General features: G+C 63.3%; 15 protein-coding genes and 1 pseudogene. 10 read left to right on the top strand and 6 right to left on the bottom strand.

The annotated features are described in order from the left end of the window. The first annotated feature begins 54 nt into the window (after positions 1-54). Positions 55-1,224 (top strand): extracellular catalytic domain type 1 short-chain-length polyhydroxyalkanoate depolymerase, encoded by a 1,170-nt coding sequence (locus ABID58_RS02365; protein ID WP_354031380.1) that lies wholly within the window; start codon positions 55-57, stop codon positions 1,222-1,224. A gap of 302 nt (positions 1,225-1,526) precedes the next feature. On the opposite strand, the gene ABID58_RS02370 is transcribed toward ABID58_RS02365, so the two are convergent. After that, positions 1,527-2,198, bottom strand: a complete 672-nt coding sequence (locus ABID58_RS02370; protein WP_354031381.1) for an MBL fold metallo-hydrolase — start codon at positions 2,196-2,198, stop codon at positions 1,527-1,529. A gap of 176 nt (positions 2,199-2,374) precedes the next feature. Between ABID58_RS02370 and ABID58_RS02375 the strand changes: the two genes are divergently transcribed. Then, the gene (locus ABID58_RS02375; RefSeq protein WP_354031382.1) at positions 2,375-3,997 is read left to right on the top strand and encodes an alpha-amylase family glycosyl hydrolase; all 1,623 of its coding nucleotides are present in this window, start codon (positions 2,375-2,377) and stop codon (positions 3,995-3,997) included. On the opposite strand, the gene ABID58_RS02380 is transcribed toward ABID58_RS02375, so the two are convergent. Beyond that, the gene (locus tag ABID58_RS02380) at positions 3,966-5,666 is read right to left on the bottom strand and encodes an alpha-amylase family protein (RefSeq protein ID WP_354031383.1); all 1,701 of its coding nucleotides are present in this window, start codon (positions 5,664-5,666) and stop codon (positions 3,966-3,968) included. The two genes, ABID58_RS02375 and ABID58_RS02380, sit on opposite strands and share 32 nt — an antisense overlap. A gap of 173 nt (positions 5,667-5,839) precedes the next feature. On the opposite strand from ABID58_RS02380, the gene ABID58_RS02385 reads away from it, so the two are divergent. After that, the gene (locus ABID58_RS02385) at positions 5,840-6,328 is read left to right on the top strand and encodes an MmcB family DNA repair protein (protein ID WP_148754298.1); all 489 of its coding nucleotides are present in this window, start codon (positions 5,840-5,842) and stop codon (positions 6,326-6,328) included. A gap of 241 nt (positions 6,329-6,569) precedes the next feature. On the opposite strand, the gene ABID58_RS02390 is transcribed toward ABID58_RS02385, so the two are convergent. Both ABID58_RS02390 and ABID58_RS02395 read right to left on the bottom strand, forming a co-directional pair. Then, positions 6,570-7,124, bottom strand: a complete 555-nt coding sequence (locus tag ABID58_RS02390) for an ActR/PrrA/RegA family redox response regulator transcription factor (protein WP_354031384.1) — start codon at positions 7,122-7,124, stop codon at positions 6,570-6,572. Positions 7,125-7,241: 117 nt separating this feature from the next. Beyond that, complete coding sequence (locus ABID58_RS02395) at positions 7,242-8,552, bottom strand: ActS/PrrB/RegB family redox-sensitive histidine kinase (protein WP_148754300.1); 1,311 nt, start codon at positions 8,550-8,552, stop codon at positions 7,242-7,244. Between the two features lie 144 nt (positions 8,553-8,696). Between ABID58_RS02395 and ABID58_RS02400 the strand changes: the two genes are divergently transcribed. The 5 genes from ABID58_RS02400 (at position 8,697) to ABID58_RS02420 (ending at position 13,793) form a co-directional block, all read left to right on the top strand. Next, the gene (locus ABID58_RS02400; protein ID WP_354031385.1) at positions 8,697-9,500 is read left to right on the top strand and encodes an ABC transporter ATP-binding protein; all 804 of its coding nucleotides are present in this window, start codon (positions 8,697-8,699) and stop codon (positions 9,498-9,500) included. Next, positions 9,497-10,315: an ABC transporter permease gene (locus ABID58_RS02405; protein ID WP_354031386.1), complete on the top strand. Its 819-nt coding sequence runs from the start codon at positions 9,497-9,499 to the stop codon at positions 10,313-10,315. The genes ABID58_RS02400 and ABID58_RS02405 overlap by 4 nt, the downstream gene beginning before the upstream one ends. Positions 10,316-10,435: 120 nt before the next feature. Next, positions 10,436-11,764, top strand: coding sequence for a polyhydroxyalkanoate depolymerase (locus ABID58_RS02410; protein ID WP_148754303.1), 1,329 nt, complete (start codon positions 10,436-10,438; stop codon positions 11,762-11,764). 217 nt (positions 11,765-11,981) lie between these two features. Then, positions 11,982-12,821 carry a M48 family metallopeptidase gene (locus ABID58_RS02415; protein WP_354031387.1) on the top strand — a complete coding sequence of 280 codons (840 nt, stop codon included), beginning with the start codon at positions 11,982-11,984 and terminating at the stop codon, positions 12,819-12,821. A gap of 153 nt (positions 12,822-12,974) precedes the next feature. After that, complete coding sequence (locus tag ABID58_RS02420) at positions 12,975-13,793, top strand: hypothetical protein (RefSeq protein ID WP_354031388.1); 819 nt, start codon at positions 12,975-12,977, stop codon at positions 13,791-13,793. A gap of 36 nt (positions 13,794-13,829) precedes the next feature. Here the strand turns inward: ABID58_RS02420 and ABID58_RS02425 are convergent, their stop codons facing one another. Beyond that, positions 13,830-14,459 (bottom strand): hypothetical protein, encoded by a 630-nt coding sequence (locus tag ABID58_RS02425; RefSeq protein WP_354031389.1) that lies wholly within the window; start codon positions 14,457-14,459, stop codon positions 13,830-13,832. 515 nt (positions 14,460-14,974) lie between these two features. On the opposite strand from ABID58_RS02425, the pseudogene ABID58_RS02430 reads away from it, so the two are divergent. Continuing rightward, a pseudogene (locus tag ABID58_RS02430) lies at positions 14,975-15,445 on the top strand (M48 family metallopeptidase); the annotation flags it as partial. A gap of 345 nt (positions 15,446-15,790) precedes the next feature. Here ABID58_RS02430 and ABID58_RS02435 read toward each other — a convergent pair. Then, a complete protein-coding gene (locus tag ABID58_RS02435) occupies positions 15,791-18,007 on the bottom strand; it encodes a transglycosylase domain-containing protein (protein WP_354031669.1) in 2,217 nt (738 codons plus the stop codon). Between the two features lie 166 nt (positions 18,008-18,173). On the opposite strand from ABID58_RS02435, the gene ABID58_RS02440 reads away from it, so the two are divergent. Further along, positions 18,174-18,599, top strand: a complete 426-nt coding sequence (locus ABID58_RS02440) for a DUF1330 domain-containing protein (RefSeq protein ID WP_148754305.1) — start codon at positions 18,174-18,176, stop codon at positions 18,597-18,599. The last annotated feature ends 24 nt before the right edge of the window (positions 18,600-18,623 follow it).

The following is an 18,623-nucleotide window of genomic DNA, read 5'->3' on the forward strand; positions in this document are numbered from 1 at the left end:
GCAGCAACTATCTGGTCTGGGTAAACGTTGAAAGACGCCCACCAGGAATTTGCCGTGTCGTTAGCCCGTAATGTCGACCTCTTGAGACATCTGCCAAGGATGGATGGTCTGCGCTTGCCCGACTTTGGCGCGAGCGCCGATGCCTCCAGTCCGTTGGAGGAAGTCACCGGCTTCGGCGACAATCCCGGCAGTCTTCGCATGTTCGCGTTCGTGCCGGCGCAATTGCAGAAGCCGCGCGCGCTCGTCGTCGTCCTGCACGGCTGCGGCCAGACGGCAGCGAGCTACGACCTCGGCGCCGGCTGGTCGACGCTCGCACGTCACTATGGCTTTGCGCTGATGATGCCCGAGCAACAGCGCAGCAACAACGGCAACACCTGCTTCAACTGGTTCAATCCCGAAGATACCGCGCGGGACAGCGGCGAGGCGCGATCGATCCGCGAGATGATCGCGCATATGGTTCAGGCCCACCGCATCGATCCCAGGCGCGTCTTCATCACCGGCCTGTCCGCCGGCGGCGGCATGGCCTCGGTGATGCTCGCGACTTATCCGGAGGTGTTCTCTGCCGGCGCGATCATCGCAGGCCTTCCCTACGGCATCGCGTCGAATCTGCGCGAGGCGCTGGACGGCATGTTTCATTCCCCGGCGCGGCCCGAGCGTGAGCTCGGCGATTTCGTGCGGCGGGCTTCCAATCATCGCGGGCCCTGGCCGAAGATTTCGGTGTGGCACGGCAGCGCCGACCGCACCGTCAATCCCGGCAATGCCAACGAGATCATCAAGCAGTGGCTCGATTTGCACGATCTGCCGATGACGCCGATGGCCGAGACCAATGTCGACGGCTACCCGCGCCAGGCCTGGTGGAATAAGGACGGCGAGACGCTGGTCGAATCCTATGCCATCACCGGCATGGCCCACGGCACCCCGCTGGGGCTCGCCGATAACGACCAGCGCTACGGCCTCGAAGGCGCGTTCCTGATCGAGGCCGGCATTTCATCGTCCTATCACATCGCGAAGTTCTTTGGTCTGACCGGATGGATTCCGGATGCGGCCAGGAAGACGGCGGAGGCAAAGCCAGCGCCCGCGCGCTCGCCCGCCCCGCATCTCGCCCGCTCGATCCGCGCCGCGGTCGCCGACGAACAGGCCGAGCCGAAGCGCGAGGAATCCCGCGGCTTCGATCTCGGCCAGATCATCACGCGCGCGCTGACCGCTGCCGGCCTGATGAAGTAGTCCCGACCCCAACTGTCGTCCCGGACAAGCGCGCCTGAAGCGCGCGCCGATCCGGGACCCATAACCACAGGACAAAGTTGGGCGCGAAGTCGCAACTCCGAGTCCCCGTAACCACGGCTTCCTGTGGTTATGGGTCCCGGATCTGGGCTTACGCTTGTCCGGGACGACAGCTGGGTTTGTGGCGACGCTCCCGCGTCGATCTCGACCAAATCTACCCCGTGTGATCGATCATCTCGATCGGCGTTGCCGTCACGTCAGGTGTGAAGCGGTTTTCCGATCAGATCATGCGCAAGCAATAAAACCTACATCTCGCCGGTGATGAACGGATTGGTCATTCGCTCCTGGCCGATGCTCGAGCCGGCGCCGTGACCGCAGATGAAGCCGACGTCGTCGCCGAGCGGCAGCAGTTTTGTCATGATCGAGTTGATCAGCGTGGCGTGACTGCCGCCGGGCAGGTCGGTGCGCCCGACCGAGCCGGCGAACAGGACGTCGCCGACATGGGCAAAGCGCAGATCCCCGTTGAAGAACACCACGCTGCCGGGTGAATGGCCCGGGCAATGGAAAATGTCGAACGTCAATCCGCCGATCGATACGCTGTCGCCCTCGTCGAGCCAGCGGTCCGGCTCGAAATTGCGCACCCCCGTCATGCCGAAGCGCGCGCCGCTCTCGACGACGTTGTCGAGGAGGAATTTGTCCGCGGCATGCGGGCCCTCGATCGGCACCTTCAGCGCATCGCGCAACTCGGCCGCGCCGCCGACATGGTCGATATGGCCATGGGTCAGCCAGATTTTCTCGACGGTGACGCCGGTCTGCTTGATCGCCTCAAGGATCTTCGGCACGTCGCCGCCGGGGTCGATCACCACGGCCTTCTTGCCGGGCTCGTCCCAGATGATGGTGCAGTTCTGCTCGAACAGTGTCACCGGGACGATGATCGCGCCGGCCTTGGATTGTTGGGTGTCATTTTGCTCGGTCATGGGGCTCACAATGCCGATTTTTGCTGCGCCGCCAAGCAAAAATAGTCGCGAGCGGCGCCGGGGAACAGGTACGCCCGCCATCACACGGCCGTCCCAATTTGCGTGGCTGTTTGAACCGGGGCGTTGCTTCCGCGTTCTCTCGCGCGAGGCACAGATTTCCGGGTGGGTTTTCCGACATGGCGCAGGGCGGCGAGAACTGGTGGCGCGACGGCATCTTCTATCAGATCTATCCGCGCTCGTTTCAGGACGGTGACAGCGACGGCGTCGGGGATCTCGCCGGCATTTTTCGGCGGCTGCCTTATGTGAAATCGCTCGGCGTCGACGCGATCTGGCTGTCGCCGATCTTCCCCTCGCCAATGGCCGATTTCGGCTATGACATCTCCGACTATACCGGCATCGATCCGCTGTTCGGCACGATGGCGGATTTCGATGCGCTGCTCGCGGCCGCGCATGACAATGACCTGAAGCTGATCCTCGATCTCGTGCCGAACCACACCTCCGACCAGCATCCCTGGTTCATCGAAAGCCGCTCCTCGCGCGACAACCCGAAGCGAGACTGGTACATCTGGCGTGATCCGGCCCCCGATGGCAGCGTGCCGAACAACTGGCTGTCCGAGTTCGGCGGCAGCGCATGGCAAATCGATGCCGCGACCGGTGAATATTACTACCATGCCTTCCTCGCCCAGCAGCCGGACCTCAACTGGCGCAATCCGGAGGTCCGCGCCGCGATCTACGACGTGATGCGGTTCTGGCTGGAGAAGGGCGTCGACGGCTTTCGCGTCGACGTGATCTGGCACCTGATCAAGGATTCCGAGTTTCGCGACAATCCGCCGAACCCGCATTATGTCGAGGGCCGGCCGCCGAACGAGAGTATCCTCACCCAATATTCCACCGACCAGCCGGAGGTGTTCGACGTCATCGCCGAGATGCGGCGCGTCATCGATGCCTATCCGGCCCGCGTGCTGATCGGCGAGGTCTATCTGCCGCTGCATCGCCTCATGGCCTATTACGGCAACGACCTCACCGGCGCGCAGATGCCGTTCAATTTCGCGCTGCTCTCGACCTTCTGGAGCGCGCGCTCGATCGAGAAGATCATCGACGACTACGAGAAGGCGCTGCCGACGGGCGCGTGGCCGAACTGGGTGCTCGGCAATCACGATCGCCCGCGCGTCGCCAGCCGGGTCGGGCCGGAGCAGGCCCGCGTCGCGGCCATGCTACTCCTGACCTTGCGCGGCACGCCGACGCTCTATTACGGTGACGAGATCGGCATGCATCAGCTCGCGATCGCGCCTGCGGATGTCCGCGATCCCTTCGAGAAGAACGTCCCCGGCATCGGGGTGGGCCGCGACGGCTGCCGCACGCCGATGCAGTGGGACTCTTCAGGCTTCGGCGGCTTCTCGGACGTCAAGCCGTGGCTGCCGCTGCCGGAGGATCATATCCACGAGAACGTCGTCAATCTCGACGCCGACACGCGCTCGATCCTCAGCCTGTACAAGCGCCTGATCGCGTTGCGGAAGGCATGTCCGCCGCTGGTGTCAGGCGATTATCATCCGATCGCCGCGCAAGGCGATCTCCTGATCTATCGCCGTGGGGCCGAGGGCAGGGCGGTCATCGTCGTGCTGAATCTCGGGCCTGAACCGATCGCGGTCACCACCAGCGCGATCCGATTCGGCAGCGAGATATTGCTCTCGACATTTCTGGATCGCGAGGGGGAGCAGCTGGAAGGCGTGCTGGATCTGCGAGGGAATGAGGGCGTGGTGGTGGCGGCTAACGTCCACGGTTCTTCCCCCGTGTCGTAGTCCCGTCGATATCACTCCGCTTCAGCAGATAATCCAGCCCGCCGACCCGGTACCAGCGATAGCCATAGGGCTCGAGCACGACGCGATGCTGGCCGCGCTTGTCGGCGTGGCTGTGGTCCTCCGCGAGCAGATTGATCAGGTGCTCGCCGGCATCATCAGGCAGCCCTGCCGAAAACGCCGTCTCACGCGGCTTCTCGTCGAGGTTATGCACGAACAGCACCGAATTGTTGCGCCAGTCATAGCGCATGATGAAGACGGCGGGATCGCGCGTCGCGATGATCGCAAAGTCGCCCCAGCCGATCTCCGGCACCTCCTTGCGCATGCGGACGATGCGCTCGGTCCAGTTCAGCATCGAATTCGGATCGCGCCGCTGTTTGGCGACGTTGACGTGCTCGTAGCCGTAAGGACCCTTGTCGATGACGGGGTTCGCCGGCTTGTCGCTCTTGGTGAAGCCGCCCTGCGGCTCGGTCGACCATTGCATCGGCGTGCGCGCGCATTTGCGCTCGGGCAGCGCCAGATTGTCGCCCATCGCGATCTCGTCGCCATAGCGGATCACGGGAGTTCCCGGCAGCGTACACATCAGGCTGTAGGCAAGCTCCAGCCGCCTGCGGTCGCCGCCCAGCATCGGCGCAAGCCGTCGCCGAATGCCGCGATCGTAAAGCTGCATGTCCTTGTCGGGGCCGAACGATTTGAACACGGTGTCGCGCTGCGCCTTGGTCAGCCGTCCCAGGTCCAGCTCGTCGTGATTGCGCAGGAACAGGCCCCATTGCGCCGAAGCCGGTCGCGACTTCGTCGCTTTCAGCGCCTCGGCCAGCGGTCGCGAGTCGCCGGAAGCGAGCGCATAGAACAGATGCTGGTTGACGTGAAAATTGAACATCATGTGCATGCGGTCGGCATCCTTGCCGAAATACTCCATGTCCGTTTCCGGCAGCACATTGGCTTCGGCCAGGATGATGGCGTCGCCTTCCCGCCATTGCAGGAATTCGCGGTAAGCGCGCAGCATGTCATATTGCTCGACCGGCTTGGTCACCTTCGCGCCCTTGGTGGCGATCACGAAAGGCACGGCGTCCATGCGAAAGCCGGAGACGCCGAGCTGGATCCAGAATCCCATGATCTTCAGGATCTCCGCCTGCACGTGCGGATTCGAGGTGTTGAGATCGGGCTGGAAATCGTAGAAGCGGTGGAAGAACCAGGCGCCGGCGTCCTTGTCGCGCGTCCAGGTCGATTTCTGAACGCCGGGAAACACCATGCCCTTGTTGGCGTTGGCCGGCCTCTTGTCGGACCAGACATACCAGTCGCGATAGGGCGAACTCTTGTCGCGCCGCGCCTCCTTGAACCAGTGATGCTGGTCGGAGGTGTGGTTGACGACGAGATCGATGATGATTCGGATGCCGCGCTGCTTGCAGCCATGGGCAAACTCGACGAAATCGCCGAGCGTGCCGTAGCGGGAATCGACGCTGTAATAGTCGGCGATGTCGTAACCGTCATCGCGGCCCGGCGAAGTCTGGAACGGCATCAGCCAGATCGTGGTGATGCCGAGCCCGTGCAGATAATCGAGCCGCCGTAACAGCCCCTTGAAATCGCCGACACCGTCGCCGTCGGCATCCATGTAGGTGCCGACGGACAGGCAATAGATGATGGCGTTCTTGTACCAGAGATCGTCGATCATATCGGGCCAGCCCTCTTCGGTCCGCCCGCGACCGTCGGCGGTTGCGTGATAAGTGCGAGGGGGACGGGAGGTTCCGCGCCTCGGTGTGGGGGGGGGGGGGGGGCGCCCCCCCCCCCCCCCCCCCCCCCCCCCCCCCCCCCCCCACCGAGAATGGAATCGGCTACACTCCCCCCATGGACAACGCCCGCAACATCGCCCTCGTGCCGCCGCCGGACCGCCGTCAATCCGAGACGGCGCTCGCGATCGCGCGCGGCACGGCGCGGCTGTTACGCTCGCTTGGGTTCACTTGCATCAGCGAGTTACCGCTGCCGTCGGGCCGGCGCGCTGATCTCGTGGCGCTGAACGAGCGCGGCGAGATCTGGATCGTCGAGATCAAATCGTCGGTGGAAGATCTGCGTGCCGATCAGAAATGGCACGAATACCGCGCCCATTGCGACCGGCTGTTCTTCGCCTTCACGCAGGACCTGCCGTGCGAGATTTTCCCCGAAGGCACCGGCCTGATCATCGCCGACGCCTATGGCGCGCACATGCATTGCGAAGCGCCCGAGCACAAGATCGCAGCCGCCACGCGCAAGCAGATGACGGTGCGGTTTGGCATGGCGGCCGGCTTGCGGATCAACCGCCTGGTCGATCCGCAGGGGCATGCGGATTTCTGGGAGTAGAATGGTCTCGTGTCCCGGACAAGCTGCAACGCCGCTTGGCGTTGCGGCGCAGATCCGGGACCCATATGTGGTTCAAGCTGAGGTATGGGCCCCGGCTCTGCAGCGCACCACTTCGTGCTGCGCAGCGTCCGGGGCACGACTGCCGTAGGGTGGGCAAAGCGTGCCCACCATTCAAGCCAATCAAGATTGAAGTAGAGATGGTGGGCACGGCGCTTTGCGCCTTTGCCCACCCTACGAGACGTCAGCGCGGGGCGCGCTTGGCCAGAATCCGCTGCAGCGTCCGCCGGTGCATGTTGAGCCTCCGCGCCGTCTCCGAGACGTTGCGGTTGCACATTTCGTAGATGCGCTGGATGTGCTCCCAGCGCACGCGGTCGGCCGACATCGGGTTCGCCGGCAACTCGGATTTGTCCGTGCTGGTCGAGAGCAATGCAGCGGCGACGTCGTCGGCATCCGCGGGCTTCGAGAGATAATCGATCGCGCCCATCTTCACCGCGGTGACGGCGGTGGCGATGTTGCCATAGCCGGTCAGCACGATGGCGCGGGCTTCGGGGCGCTTCTTCTTCAGCGCGGAGACGACGTCGAGACCGTTGCCGTCACCGAGGCGAAGATCGACGACGGCGAAGGCCGGTGCGGACTTGCCGATCTGCGCGAGACCATCGGAGACCGTGTCGCATGACGTCACCGCAAAGCCGCGTGTCTCCATGGCGCGCGACAGGCGCTCCAGGAACGGCTTGTCGTCCTCCACGATGAGAAGCGAGCGGTCGGCCTGTTCGTTCAGTTCGGCGATGGCGTTCAAGGTTTTGTCCTCTCTCCTGCGCACCTACATATGGCCTCGCAATCGGGCGGTGCCAAGGCCCACAATACGAGGCCGCCAATAGTCGATCGGCCCTTACGTGCGACGCAAGGTCGCGCCCTATCCTATTGTTTCCTCGAAGCTCTCGATAGTCTCAAAACGTTCCCGCGGCCACGCGATCTGCACCACTGCACCGTGGTCCGGGAAGATCCGATTGGTAAACGAGACCTTGGCACCGGTGCGCTCAAGCAGCGTGCGGGCGATGAACACGCCGAGCCCCAGCCCGCCGCCGGCATCCTGGGTGCGCCGCCGCGACAAATAAGGCTCGCCGATCCGGTTCATGAGATCGGGCGGAATGCCGGGGCCGTCGTCGGAGATCACGATCTCGATGGTCTCATTGTTCCACCACGCGTTCACCTCCACGGTGGAGTTGGCGAAATCGACCGCGTTCTCGATGATGTTGCCGACGCCATAGAGCACCGCCGGATTGCGCGATCCGACCGGCTCGGCTGCAGCCGCCACTGCGATCCGCACCTTGATGTCGATGCCGAAATCGCGGTGCGGTGCCACCACCTCTTCGATCAGTTCCGACAGCTTCATGCGGTCGAACGGTGCGCCGGTGGAGGAGAGCTGGGTGATTTTGCTCAGAATGTCGCGGCAGCGTTGCGTCTGCTCGCGCAGTGTCTTCAGATCGGCGGCAAAAACCGGGTCCGTCACGGTCTTTTCCAGTTCGCGCGAGATCAGGAAGATGGTCGCAAGCGGCGTGCCGAGCTCGTGCGCGGCGGCCGCGGCCAATCCGTCGAGCTGGGTCAGATGCTGCTCGTGCGTCAGCACCAGCTCGGTCGCGGCGAGGGCGTCGGCGAGCTTGCGCGCCTCCTCGGTGACCTGAAACGAGTAGAGGCTGGTGACGCCGATCGCGAGCACGATCGAAAGCCAGACGCCGAACAGATAGATCGGCGGCAGCACCACGGGATCCTCGGAGTCCCATGGCAGCGGGAAATGAAAGAAGAACAGGATCGAGGCACACGCCACGGCCAGCAGGCCGAGAGCGAAAGTGAGCCGGGCTGGCAGCGCGGTGGCAGAAATCAGGACCGGTGCGAGAAACAGGAACGAGAACGGGTTCTGCAATCCGCCGGTGAAGAACAGCAATCCTGCCAGTTCCACGATGTTCAATGCCAATAGCCCGGCCGCGTGAAGCGGCTTCAGCCGCTGCATCGGGTTGGCCACGGTTTGCAGAGCCAGATTGAGCGCAGCCGACAGGGCGATGATGCTGACGCAGGGCACAATGGCGACATCGAACTCCAGCCCCTGCGCCACGACGAAGATTGCAGCGAGCTGGCCCAGCACGGCGAGCCAGCGCAGCCGCAGGATGGTGTCCAGGCGGATGTGTCGTTGCGAAGGGCGGAAGTCGGAAGCGGCGGTCTCGGTCATGACAGGCCAATCTAGCGGTGCGCGTGTCCGATCACAAACACGCTGGCCCACTGATTCCAACGAGTTACAAGCCTTCGGAGCTACAAGCCTTCGGAGTTACAGGCCTTGCACTCCACCGCGCAATGGCGGAAGAACGCCTTTAGCATGACTGAGAACTCGAAGGCTTCAAGTCGGCCGACTGTCGCGGATGGCACTTTGTCCGCGGCCATCGAGGTCGATCGCCTCGTCAAGCTCTACAAGCAGACCCGCGCGGTGGACGGCATCTCCTTTACACTTCCCCGCGGCAGCATCACCGGGCTTCTGGGCGGCAACGGCGCCGGCAAGACCACCACCATCGCGATGATCATGGGGCTGGTGCTGCCGACCTCCGGCCGTGTCCGCGTGCTCGGGCACCGGATGCCGGAGCAAAGCGCCGAGGTGCTGGGGCGGATGAACTTCGAAAGCCCCTATGTCGACATGCCGATGCGGCTCACGGTGCGGCAGAACCTCACTATTTTCGGCAAGCTCTATGCGGTCGAAAACCTCGCCGACCGAATCGCAAGGCTGGCCGACGAGCTCGATCTCAACGACTTCATCGACCGCGCCAACGGCAAGCTCTCGGCCGGGCAGAAGACCCGCGTCGCGCTGGCGAAGGCGCTGATCAACCAGCCCGAGCTGTTGCTGCTGGACGAGCCGACCGCCTCGCTCGACCCTGACACGGCCGACTGGGTGCGGGCGCATCTGGAGCGCTATCGCAACGAAAACAACGCCACCATCCTGCTGGCGTCACACAACATGCTCGAGGTCGAGCGGCTCTGCGACCGCGTCATCATCATGAAGCGTGGCCGCGTCGAGGACGACGACACGCCCGACGCCATCATGGCCCGCTACAATCGCACCACGCTGGAGGAGGTGTTCCTGGACGTCGCGCGCGGGCGGACCAACGGGGCGAAGGAGGAGGCAAGATGAGCGAGCTTTCCCTGCACCGCGGCATTTCCGTCCAGCGCATCGGCGCGATGATCCTGCGCTACTGGTATCTGTTGATGTCGTCCTGGCCGCGGTTGCTCGAGCTGCTGTACTGGCCGGCGCTGCAGATCATCACCTGGGGCTTTCTTCAGCTCTATATCGCGCAGAACGCCAATTTCTTCGCGCGCGCCGGCGGCACCCTGATCGGCGCCGTCATCCTCTGGGACATCCTGTTCCGCGGCCAGCTCGGCTTCTCCATCTCCTTCCTGGAGGAGATGTGGGCGCGCAACCTCGGCAACCTTATGATGAGCCCGCTGAAGCCGATCGAGTTTCTGCTCTCGCTGATGGTGATGAGCCTGATCCGGCTCGCGATCGGGGTCATCCCGATGACGCTGCTCGCGATTGCGTTCTTTCACTTCAATGTCTACAGCCTCGGCCTGCCGCTGATCGCCTTCTTCTGCAATCTGATCTTCACCAGCTGGTCGGTCGGCATCTTTGTCTCGGGTCTGGTGCTGCGGAACGGCCTTGGCGCCGAGAGCATCGTCTGGACGTTGATGTTCGCGATCATGCCGCTCGCCTGCATCTATTATCCGGTCAGCGTGCTGCCCGCATGGCTGCAAACCATCGCCTGGTCGCTGCCGCCGACCTACGTGTTCGAGGGGATGCGCGCGTTGCTGATCGAGCAGACGTTCCGGGCCGATTTGATGCTGGATGCGTTAGCCATCAATGCAATGCTTCTGATGGCTTCTTTTGGGGCATTCCTTGCCCTTTTGCGCAGCGCCAGGAAGCACGGCTCGCTGCTCGCGGGCGGCGAATAACTCACTTTCCCGTGGATTCAGGCTGAATTAATCGTCTGCGCCACGTAGATGTACGGAACCATGCATTGACGCAATATTACGCATTCGGCAGTATGTTGCGATGCGAAGAAGGATTTGACCATGCCTATTGGTGAGTTTGGCGGCGCACCGCCTCTGGCGAGCGAAGGCAGTCCGGTCCTGACGACGCCGATGTACTGGATGTACGAGATGGCGCAGGCCTCTCTCAATCCGGCACGCGCCGTCACCGACGCGACCAGGCTGCTGTTTCAGAATCCGCTGAATCCCTGGGCGCGCACCGAGGTCGGCAAGTCGGTGGCTGCGGCCTGCGAATTGTTCGAGCGCACCACGCGCCGCTACGGCAAGCCGGAATGGGGCCTCGACGACACCGAGGTCAACGGCATCCGCGTCCCCGTCGAGGTCCGATCGGTCTGGGAAAAGCCGTTCTGCAAGCTGCTCTACTTCGATCGCAAGTTCGCTCGTCCGCTGCGCAGCCCGCAGCCGCGCGTGCTGATCGTGGCGCCGATGTCCGGCCATTACGCGACGCTGCTCCGTGGCACGGTCGAGGCCTTTCTGCCGGCGCATGAGGTCTACATCACCGACTGGGCCGACGCCCGCATGGTGCCCTTGAGCGACGGCCGCTTCGATCTCGACGATTACATCGATTACGTCGTCGAGATGCTGCACGTCCTGGGCGGCAACACCCATGTGCTGGCGGTGTGCCAGCCCTCCGTGCCCGTCGTCGCTGCCGTCTCGATCATGGAAGCGCGTCGCGATCCTTTCGTGCCGACCTCGATGACGCTGATGGGCGGCCCGATCGACACTCGCCGCAACCCGACCGGGGTGAACGATCTCGCGCAGGAGCGCGGCATCGACTGGTTCCGCAACCACGTGATCACGAAGGTGCCGTTCCCGCATCCGGGCATGATGCGCGACGTCTATCCGGGTTTCCTGCAGCTGAACGGGTTCATCAGCATGAACCTCGACCGCCACATGGACGCTCACAAGCGTCTGTTCGCCAACCTGGTGAAGGGCGACGGCGACCTCGTCGACAAGCATCGCGACTTCTACGATGAATATCTCGCGGTCATGGACCTGTCGGCCGAGTATTATCTGCAGACCGTCGATACCGTGTTCGTGAAGCATTCGCTGCCGAAGGGCGAGATGATGCATCGTGGAACTCGCGTCGATCCTTCCAAGGTGACGCGCGTTGCGTTGATGACGGTCGAAGGCGAGAACGACGACATCTCGGGTCTCGGTCAGACCGAAGCGACGCACGGCTTGTGCAGCTCGATTCCGGATCATCGCCGCGTTCATTACGTTCAGAAGGGCGTCGGACATTACGGCGTGTTCAACGGCTCGCGCTTCAAGGCGGAAATCGTGCCGCGCATTCATGATTTCATGGTCTCGGCTGCGAATCCGAGCTCGTTGCGGGCGCTTGCAGCCGAATAAGCGCGCATTTCGGCTTTCCCGCCGAAAATTGAGGGCTTGCCGGGGGCGCCGGCAGGGCCTGGTTCCTGCCAGATTCGAGGTATTTAGGTAGTTTCATAGGAGTGAGTCCTCCCTCATCCTTTGGGGGAGCCACATGCGTCCGGCGGGGGCGAAAAATTGGGGTTCCAACCCCAGTCTGTAGGGTCTCCTGGACGCCAGACCCCTGTATATTGGGCAAATGATTTGTTTTTGCGCCGAGCGCTTTCCGTGGCGGCGGTTATGGCAGAATCCGGGCGAACTCTTGCTCCCTGGACTGACAGACATGGCCACTCGCGCGCTCCTCTATCGGCGGCCCCACGAACCGAAGACCCTCGTCATCACTCATGGATCGCAATTCTTTGCGATTCGGCTCCGCAGGCACCGCCGAGCGCGCCGTTACACGCTGAGAATTCATCCCAGTGACCGCGAAGCGATCCTCACGATCCCGCCGCGCGGCACGCTCGCCGAAGCCAAGGATTTTGCGCAGCGTCACGGTGCGTGGATCGCCGCGCGTCTTGGTCGTTTGCCGAAAGCTGCACCGTTCCAGCCTGGCACAGTGATACCGCTTCGCGGCGTTCCCCATCGCATCGTGCATCGCGCCGGCACGCGCGGGACGGTGTGGACCGAAATTCGCGACAGCGGTGAACGCATTGTCTGCGTCGCCGGCGGCGTCGAGCATGCCGACCGTCGCGTCCATGACTTCCTCAAGCGCGAGGCGCGCCGCGATCTGCAGCGTTCGTCGCAGACCCATGCCGCCGATCTCGGCGTCAAGGTGAAGCGGCTCTCGATCCGCGATCAGTCCAGCCGCTGGGGCTCCTGTACCTCGGCCGGTTCGCTGTCGTTCTCCTGGCGCCTGATCCTCGCGCCGCCCTACGTGCTCGACTACCTCGCCGCGCATGAAGTGGCCCATCTCGTCGAGATGAACCACTCCGCCCGCTTCTGGCGCGTCTGCGGCAAGATATGCCCGTCGATGGAGCGCGCCAAGAAGTGGCTCGACACGTACGGCAACGATCTGCACCGGTACGGGGTCGAGGATTAGGCCGCGCTGCCGGCCCATTCTCTTCGTCATGCCGGACGAGCGCAGCCAAGCGGGGTCCGGGACGACGATGAACAATTGAGAGATCGCAAAAAGAACCGCAGCCGCCCGACCGGGCGACTGCGGTTCTTTTTGCAACCGCCACTTGCGTTAGGGATGTTCAAGACCGACATCGTGCACATCGCTCCCCGAGGCATCACCATGTATTACTCCGAGAATGCTCTGAAAATGCTGGCCGACGACTACGCTGCGCTTGACGGTAAACTTGGCTATCTTCTTGAAAAGTATATCACCCTTACATTGTCGAATCCGCGAGCCTTGGAGTTTGCCCGTCAAGGTGTGCCACGTCGCCTCAAGGTTCTTACCCGCTGCATCAACAACGTGTTCACGCAAATCCCGCCGGAGCGAAGCGAATTGCCATCGCGCGAGGAATTATCGGACGCTACGATCAACATCCAGAGTTTCGTATTCAACGTCTTTGGCGCCATCGACAACTTGGCATGGGTGTGGATGCACCATGCCGGGCAAAAACGATTCGACGGCACGCCGATTCCGGACGGGCATGTCGGCCTTGGCCCCAAGAACTCCAGCGTACGCGCCACGCTCTCAAGGGAATTTCAGGAGTATGTCGCCACGCTCGATAAGTGGTTCGAGCATCTTGCTGATCTTCGCCATGCGCTCGCCCACCGTATCCCCCTCTACATTCCACCCTATGTGATCGAGGAGAAGGATCACGCGGCATACAGGGAACTTGAAACGAAGATGACCGAGGCCGCGACCAAGCACGATTTTGCTGAATACGACCGTCTCGCAGGTGAGCAGATGAAGCTTGGCCGTTTCCGTCCTTGGGTGCAGCATTCGTTTGAGGAAAACGCCAAGCCCGTCGTGTTCCATGCGCAGATGCTTGCCGACTTCAACACGGTCGACGAGCTTGCCCGCAAGATGCTCGACGAACTGATCAAGCCGCGCGGCTGACAAAGCAACTTCGTGCATCCGTGGTCCGCTGGAGGTTCACTTGATACGAAAGCCGTAAGGAGATCTATCTTGATCGCCAATGACGTGAATTTCGCGGAAGGGTAGCGCACCGGCTTTCGTGCGCAGTTCCTCTTCGATAAGGCTCCAGCGTTCCTTGGGCAGAGTGAGCAACGGAGCTTCGATCAGCAGATCATGCCCGGCATACTTGGGGCGGCTCTTCCTACGAAGGCACGCTTTGATGCCGCTTCCGATGGCCGTCAGCGCGCCATCCGATGTGTACATGACGCGTCCTCGCTCCAGCCGCATTTTAAAGAGCGCTTCCGGAGCGTCGTCGGGCAAACCGAGGTGGCCCGGGACTATTCCTTTCGTTTCATTCATCTGTTGGCCAAGCCGCTGTTGCTCCCGCGATTGCGCCACGGTGACCTCCAATCCCTGGGGTGCGGCGGTCGGGGCGCTGCGTAGCCAGCAGTCCGGCACGTCATTATTCAGCTCGAACCGAATCTCACCACGAGCCTTCGTAAATTTGATATGGTGGAGAACAGGCACGATCTCGTCGCGAAGCTTTTTTGCGACACCGCGCTTGGCGCGGTAGTCGGCAAGCTCCGCCTCAGAGCGTGGACCCTCAAAGTAATCTTTGAGCGCTCGCTCGAAGTCATCGAGCGCCATCCACTCCGAGAGCCGGGCATACAGGCGTCCGAGATAGGTGTCTGGGTGGGGCGACATAGTCGAAGCCTATGGGAGCGGTGTACCCGCGGTCACAAATACGTCAGCAGCCGGTGAAACGCGACAAAACGCCCGAACGGCAGTCACTCTAGTATGAGGAAACCCCATATCGCCTAGGTGTCTTCTGCACGTCCAGGAAAGATAAGTTGCTGGACGTCTTTCGTCGAGGGGCATATGGCGACCGACAGAGTTCGGCAGTGCTTTGCGTTTCGCACCGAGAAAATCCTGCCGGGCGACATCCTTCTAAGTACAGGCAAAGGCGCGATCAGCGTGGCCATCAAGTGGGTCGCATGGGCGAATTTCAGTCACGCAGCGATTTGTACCCGCAGCCCGCTCTTCATCGAGGCTGACTTCCTGGGTGTATCCCACATCTCGCTCCAGCGCCTGTTGTTCGCTGAACGAAAGAATGCCCGTGTGCTCCGACTGAAGAAAGAAATTCCCAACCGCTTTGCGCTCGCCGCGGCGTTCCCCATCGCATCGTGCATCGCGCCGGCACGCGCGGGACGGTGTGGACCGAAATTCGCGACAGCGGTGAACGCATTGTCTGCGTCGCCGGCGGCGTCGAGCATGCCGACCGTCGCGTCCATGACTTCCTCAAGCGCGAGGCGCGCCGCGATCTGCAGCGTTCGTCGCAGACCCATGCCGCCGGGCTCGGCGTCAAGGTGAAGCGGCTCTCGATCCGCGATCAGTCCAGCCGCTGGGGCTCCTGTACCTCGGCCGGTTCGCTGTCGTTCTCCTGGCGCCTGATCCTCGCGCCGCCCTACGTGCTCGACTACCTCGCCGCGCATGAAGTGGCCCATCTCGTCGAGATGAACCACTCCGCCCGCTTCTGGCGCGTCTGCGGCAAGATCTGCCCGTCGATGGAGCGCGCCAAGAAGTGGCTCGATACGTACGGCAACGATCTGCACCGATATGGGGTCGAGGATTAGAGCGGGCTGCTAGCTGTCATCGCCCGCCTTGTGCGCACTTGCGCACTGGAGCGGGCGATCCAGTATTCCAGAGGCCGTCGTTGCTAAACCGAGACGCCGCGGCGTACTGGATTCCCCGCCCCCGTGCGCAATTGCGCACTAGGCGGGGAATGACAGCGGAGAGAAGGCAACGTTGTGCGTGTCTCGCGCGAATCTAGCGCCACTTGCGCCGCGCTCCTGATTTCCGCCGATGCATCAACGCCTTCGACCAATCCACCGCGCTTCATGCCGAACCACGCCGGCTACTGTGCATGGGGTTGTTTTCGCGTTTTTTGTCGTGAGGCGACCGAGACCTCCGGCCGAAGCTTATCGATTCCCGCCGAACAGCCGGTCCATCAGCCAGCCATCGAGCCCGGCTGCTGCCTCCGGTCGCGCATTGGCGCGCGCCGGCGGTGGTGAGCGATAACCGCCATTGTTGACCGGCGCCGATGCGGGGCCGGTCACTGCTTGCGTCGGCGGCGACACCTGCGATGAGACCTGCACGAGGTTCGCCGGCCCCCAATTGCTTTGCAGGTTCGGCAGGGCCGCCACCTGCACGCCCTCGTGCGCGGTGCGCATGAAGCGGGTCCAGACTTCTACCGGCAGGCCGCCGCCGGTCGCCTTCCTGGTCGGCGAGTTGTCGTCATTGCCGAGCCAGACGCCGGTGACGAGGTTCGACGTGTAGCCGATGAACCAGGCGTCGCGGTAATCCTGGCTGGTGCCGGTCTTGCCGGCCGCCTGCCAGCCAGGGATCTCGGCCTTCTTGGCCGTGCCGGAGATCAGCGTCTCCCGCATCATCGTGTTCATCATGCCGACATAGCGCGGCTCGATCACCTGGTTGTGCTCGTCGGGCTGCCGCATGTAGAGCAGCTTGCCGTCCAGCGTCCGGATCCGCGTCACCACATGCGGCGCGGCTGCGAAGCCGCCATTGGCGAACGCCGCATAGGCACCGACCAGCTCGACGACAGAGACTTCCGAGGTGCCGAGCGCGATCGAGGCGTTGGGCTCGAGCTTCGAGGAGATGCCGAGCCGGTGCGCCGTGCGCACCACGTTCTTCGGCCCGACCTCGAGGCCGAGGCGGATGGCGACCGTATTGAGCGACATCGCCAGCGCCTGCGTCAGCGTCACCGCGCCGAAATATTCGTGGGTGTAGTTCTCGGGCTTCCAGCCCTTGACCTCGATCGGCGCGTCCTGGCGGACCGTATCGGGCGTCAGGCCCTGCTCCATCGCGGTCAGATAGACGAACGGCTTGAACGAGGAGCCCGGCTGGCGTTTTGCGGTGACTGCGCGGTTGTACTGGCTGTCGGAATAGTTCCGGCCGCCGACCATGGCGCGGACCGCGCCGTCGGGTGTCATCGCCACCAGCGCGCCCTGGCTGACATTGAACTTCACGCTCTTGGCCGCGAGCTCGTCGATGACAGCGGCTTCCGCCGCGGCCTGGAGCTTCGGGTCAATCGTGGTCTCGACCTTGATGCTGTCGTCGATCTGGCCGACGAGGTCGTCCAGCACCTCGCCGATCCAATCGGCGACGTAGTTCACGGTGCCGGCGCCGACCGGCTTCACATTGTAGGAGGGGTGGCCGATCGAAGCCTGGGCCTGCGCTTCGGTGATGAATTTGGCATCCGCCATCGCCGCCAGCACGATCTGCGCGCGCGCTTCCGCGCCTTCGGGATTGCGGTTCGGCGCGAGGCGCGAGGGCGATTTGACCAGGCCGGCCAGCATCGCGGCCTCCGCGATCGTTACGCTCCGGGCCGGCTTGCCGAAATATTTTTGCGCGGCGGCTTCGACGCCGTAGGCGCCGGAGCCGAAATAGACGCGGTTGAGATAGAGCTCCAGGATCTCGTTCTTGGAATGCTTGCGCTCCAGCCAGATCGCGAGCTCCGCCTCCTGCAGCTTGCGCGCCATGGTGCGTTCCTGGGTCAGGAACAGGTTCTTGGCGAGCTGCTGCGTCAGCGTCGAGCCGCCCTGCGACACGCCGCGATGGAGCACGTTGGTGACGAGCGCGCGCAGGATGCCGATCGGATCGATGCCGAAATGCGAATAGAAGCGGCGGTCCTCGATGGCGATGAAGGCCTTGGGCAAATAGGGCGGCAGGTCCTTCAGCGACACATTGGCGCCGGCCATCTCGCCACGCTGCGCCAGCATGCTGCCGTCCATGCCGACGATCTGGATCGTCGGCGGACGTTTGGGAATCTCCAGCGATTGGATCGGCGGCAGGTGGGCGCCGACCCAGATCACGACGCCGATCACGGCGATCACGCCCCACAGGCTCAGCACCGCGCCCCAATAGACGAGGCGGCCGAGGCCCGCGCCGATGGATGATTTCGACCGGCGCCTGGCGCCGCTGCGGCTCGGTTGCGACTTCTGCTCGCGCGGCGGCTCGTCGTCGGACTTGTCGCTCTTGCGCTTGCTGGACGACTTTTTCGGCTTGTCGTTGCCGCCGCCGGGAATGCGATCGGCCGCCGTCAGACGCAGATCGGCGAGCGCCGCGGGCAAGCCGAACAACGGCTCCTTCCGCCCACCCTTTTTCTTTCCCGACCCCATACGCAAACGCCCGGTCATCCCGCCCCGCCGCACGCTAGCGGTCGGGGTTTAAGGCCCCGTTACCCCGGCCTTAACGCCTGATTAGGAGCTGCGGCATTCCCAGGCCGCAGTTCCGCTCATCCCACGGCAGAGCTAGGATCGCGGCCATAACGAAGAGGGAACTCGCATGGGCCACATCGATCCGACCAAGGACGTCTTTGCGCAATTCCGGGACAACGACCGCCCCGGCCCCATTCACATGCTCAACCTCGTGCGCCTGCGCAGAGAGGCGGCGTATCCCGATGGCCGCAAGGCCAGCGGCGCGGAAGCCTATGCGGCCTATGGTCGCGAAAGCGGCCCGGTGTTCGAACGCCTCGGCGGCCGCATCGTCTGGCAGGGCAGGTTCGAGCTGATGCTGATCGGTCCGCAGGACGAGCGCTGGGATCACTGCTTCATTGCCGAATACCCAAGCGTCGCCGCCTTCGTCGAGATGATCCGCGACCCCGTCTATCGCGAGGCGGTCAAGCACCGCCAGGCGGCGGTGGAGGATTCGCGCCTGATCCGGCACGCGGTGCTGCCGGTGGGGAAGAACTTTGGCGAGATACCGAAATAGCTACTGCCATTCCGGGGCGATGCG

The sequence above is a fragment of the Bradyrhizobium sp. S3.2.6 genome (assembly GCF_040546885.1).
GTDB classification, from domain to species: Bacteria; Pseudomonadota; Alphaproteobacteria; order Rhizobiales; family Xanthobacteraceae; genus Bradyrhizobium; species Bradyrhizobium cytisi.